The organism is Mycobacterium sp. (genome assembly GCF_050701675.1).
In the GTDB taxonomy this organism is placed as follows: Bacteria; Actinomycetota; Actinomycetes; order Mycobacteriales; family Mycobacteriaceae; genus Mycobacterium.
In genome coordinates, this window is sequence record NZ_JBOGDD010001068.1 from 1 (window position 1) to 2,456 (window position 2,456).

At 66.7% G+C, this 2,456-nt stretch carries 3 protein-coding genes and 1 pseudogene; 1 reads left to right on the forward strand and 3 read right to left on the reverse strand.

Going from position 1 to position 2,456, the window contains the following annotated elements; genetic code table 11:
- Positions 1 to 336 (forward strand): annotated as a pseudogene (locus ACRDUX_RS32770) (dihydrodipicolinate reductase); the annotation flags it as partial.
- Positions 337 to 344: 8 nt separating this feature from the next.
- On the opposite strand, the gene ACRDUX_RS32775 reads toward ACRDUX_RS32770, so the two are convergent.
- The 3 genes from ACRDUX_RS32775 to ACRDUX_RS32785 are packed head-to-tail and all read right to left on the reverse strand — an operon-like array spanning position 345 to position 2,427.
- Positions 345 to 665: a putative quinol monooxygenase gene (locus ACRDUX_RS32775; protein WP_526420342.1), complete on the reverse strand. Its 321-nt coding sequence runs from the start codon at positions 663 to 665 to the stop codon at positions 345 to 347.
- Positions 666 to 673: 8 nt separating this feature from the next.
- The gene (locus ACRDUX_RS32780; protein WP_526420344.1) at positions 674 to 1,699 is read right to left on the reverse strand and encodes an NAD(P)-dependent alcohol dehydrogenase; all 1,026 of its coding nucleotides are present in this window, start codon (positions 1,697 to 1,699) and stop codon (positions 674 to 676) included.
- 5 nt (positions 1,700 to 1,704) lie between these two features.
- Positions 1,705 to 2,427: an iron-sulfur cluster assembly protein gene (locus ACRDUX_RS32785; RefSeq protein ID WP_526420346.1), complete on the reverse strand. Its 723-nt coding sequence runs from the start codon at positions 2,425 to 2,427 to the stop codon at positions 1,705 to 1,707.
- Between the last annotated feature and the right edge of the window lie 29 nt (positions 2,428 to 2,456).

Sequence of the window (2,456 nt, forward strand, 5' to 3'; positions counted from 1 at the left end):
GGCGGCAACTACATCAAGTACCAGGGCATGGTCGACGGTGTTCCGCGGGTCGAGACGCACCTCGAGTGGCAGATGACGCCGCACACCGATCCCAGCTGGGACATCAAGGGCTGCTACATCACTCAGATCAAGGGCGACCCCTGCGTCTACAACAAGCACATGATCTTCCCGAAGCCGGGCGTCGACCTGTCCAACCCGGACAACTTCGCCTCCATCGGCATGACGGTCACCGGCCTGCCCGCGCTGAACGCTCTTCGGTCCGTCGTCGCCGCACCGCCCGGTCTGATCACCAGCGCCGATCTGCCGCTGCGCGGCTTCGCCGGGCGCTTCAAGTAGCGGCGCCGCTACACCGTCATCTCACCCATCTCCGACCAACCGGTCGCGTCGATGGTCTGGCTGATGATCTTGGGCGTCGACGCCAAGAGCGCAGGCGTGTCGGCGATGAACTTGTCGAAGTGTGCACTGGTGACGTGTTCCTTGCCGGCGTCCCCGTCGCGGAAGCCCTCCACCAGAACGTATTCGCCAGAGTCCTCCAGGCTGCGCGACCAGTCGAACCACAGGTTGCCCGGCTCGGCGCGGGTGCTGGCGGTGAAGTCGGCCATCAGGTCGGGGAAGTTCTCGACGTACTGCGGCTTCGGCTTGAACTTCACGACGATGAAAATCACGAGGGCTCCTACGGGGTCAGGATCGCGCGGCCGCGGACGTTGCCGGCGTCGAGATCGTCGATGGCGGACTGGAAGTCGTCGAGCGCGTACTTCTGCGTATGCAGGTTGACGGAACCGCGGGCGGCGAGCGCCATCAGGTCGCACAGGTCGTTGTAGGACCCCACCAGGTTGCCGATGAAGTTGATCTCGGTGGAGATGACGTCGATCGTCGGAACGTCGATGTTCTCGCCGTACCCGACGACGTGGTAATCGCCCGCCCGGCGCAGCATGGCGATGCCCTCGCGGGTGGCGCCACCCTCGCCGACGAAGTCGACGACCGTCTCGGCACCGTGGCCGCCGGTGAGTTCGAGAACCTGCTCGACCTGATTGCCGTCGGCGACGACGCTGCGGTCGGCACCGATCGCCTCGGCGAGTTTGAGCGCTTCGGGGTTGCGGTCCACGACGATGATCTCGGCGGGGGAGAGCGCCTTGAGCACCTGAATGCCGATGTGGCCCAACCCTCCCGCGCCGATGACGACGCAATGGTCCCGCGGCGTCAGTCGGCGGGCGGCCTTGGCGGCGGCGTGATAGGCGGTCAGGCCCGCGTCGGCGAGCGCGGCGACGTCCGAGGGCTCGAGCGAGTCGTCGATCTTCACCACGCTGCGCGCCGAGGTCTTGAGGTACTCGGCGTACCCGCCGTTGGTGTCGATGCCAGGGAATTGGTTTGCCTCGCAGTGCACGTCGTCACCCGAGCGGCAGGCCCGGCACAGCCCGCAGGTGATCAGCGGGTGCACGATCACCTTGTCGCCCTCGGCGACGTTGGTCACCGCGGAACCGACGGCCTGTACCCAGCCCGCGTTCTCGTGCCCGATCGTGTACGGCAGCGCAACCTGTGACTTCTCGGCCCACTGGCCTTCGAGGATGTGCAGATCGGTCCGGCAGACGCCGGCGCCACCGATCTTGACGACGACGTCGAACGGTCCGGTCGGGGTCGGTACCGGGACCTCGGCCATCTGGAGATTCTGGTGGTAGCCGATGACCTGGACGGCTCTCATGGTGCTCATGACTGTGCGTTCCTTCCAACGAGTGTGAGTTGTCGAGCCTGATCGGCATCGGGGTAGCGGGTGCGTAGGAGTCCCCGGCAGAAGTGGGCGTTCCCGTCGATCGAGATCCGGGTGGACCTGGCGCGGCGCAACGCCATCGGGACGTCGTCGGGGGCGTACCCGGTTCCGGTGTGGTCGACCAACACCAGATCCTCTGGCGCGGTGGCCAATCCGATGTCACGCCGCCGTCTCAGCAACGCGGCGGTGGCGTCGTCGGCGGGAAGGTCCCGGATCCGGACCCCGCCGAGATCGGCGACCGGGCGTTCCGGTTCGGCGCGCAGCAGGGCGGTGAGGCAGCGTTCCATGGCTGCGGTGTGCGCCTTGCGCTGGAACGTCACGCGTAGTTCGTCGAGGCCGTCCTCGGCCTCGTGCGCGAACGTGCCCCGGTACCCGGCGTCGGCCGCCAGGCCGGTGTTGATGATGTCGGAGTCGTGGTGGTCGTCGAGCTCTACCGTGACCTCCCGCGTCCAATCCAGCTTGACCAGAACGTCTTTGGCGTCCGAGGCCATCAGGTAGGCGAAGTTCGGCGCGCAGAACGACGTCGGAAGGCGCAGATGAACCTCCAGATCGCCATCGGGCGAGAGGTCCACCGTGTGCACGAACCCGAGGTCGGTGATCGGCTCGTCGAGTTCGGGGTCGATGACGGCGTCGAGCGCGCGAAGAACGGCCTCTCGCAGCAATTCCCGGTCCACGTCAGGCCTGCACCAGG

What these genes read in the sequence shown, in the direction of transcription:
- ACRDUX_RS32780 (WP_526420344.1), bottom strand. Translation starts at nt 1,699, where the DNA reads ATGAGAGCCGTCCAGGTCATCGGCTACCACCAGAATCTCCAGATGGCC.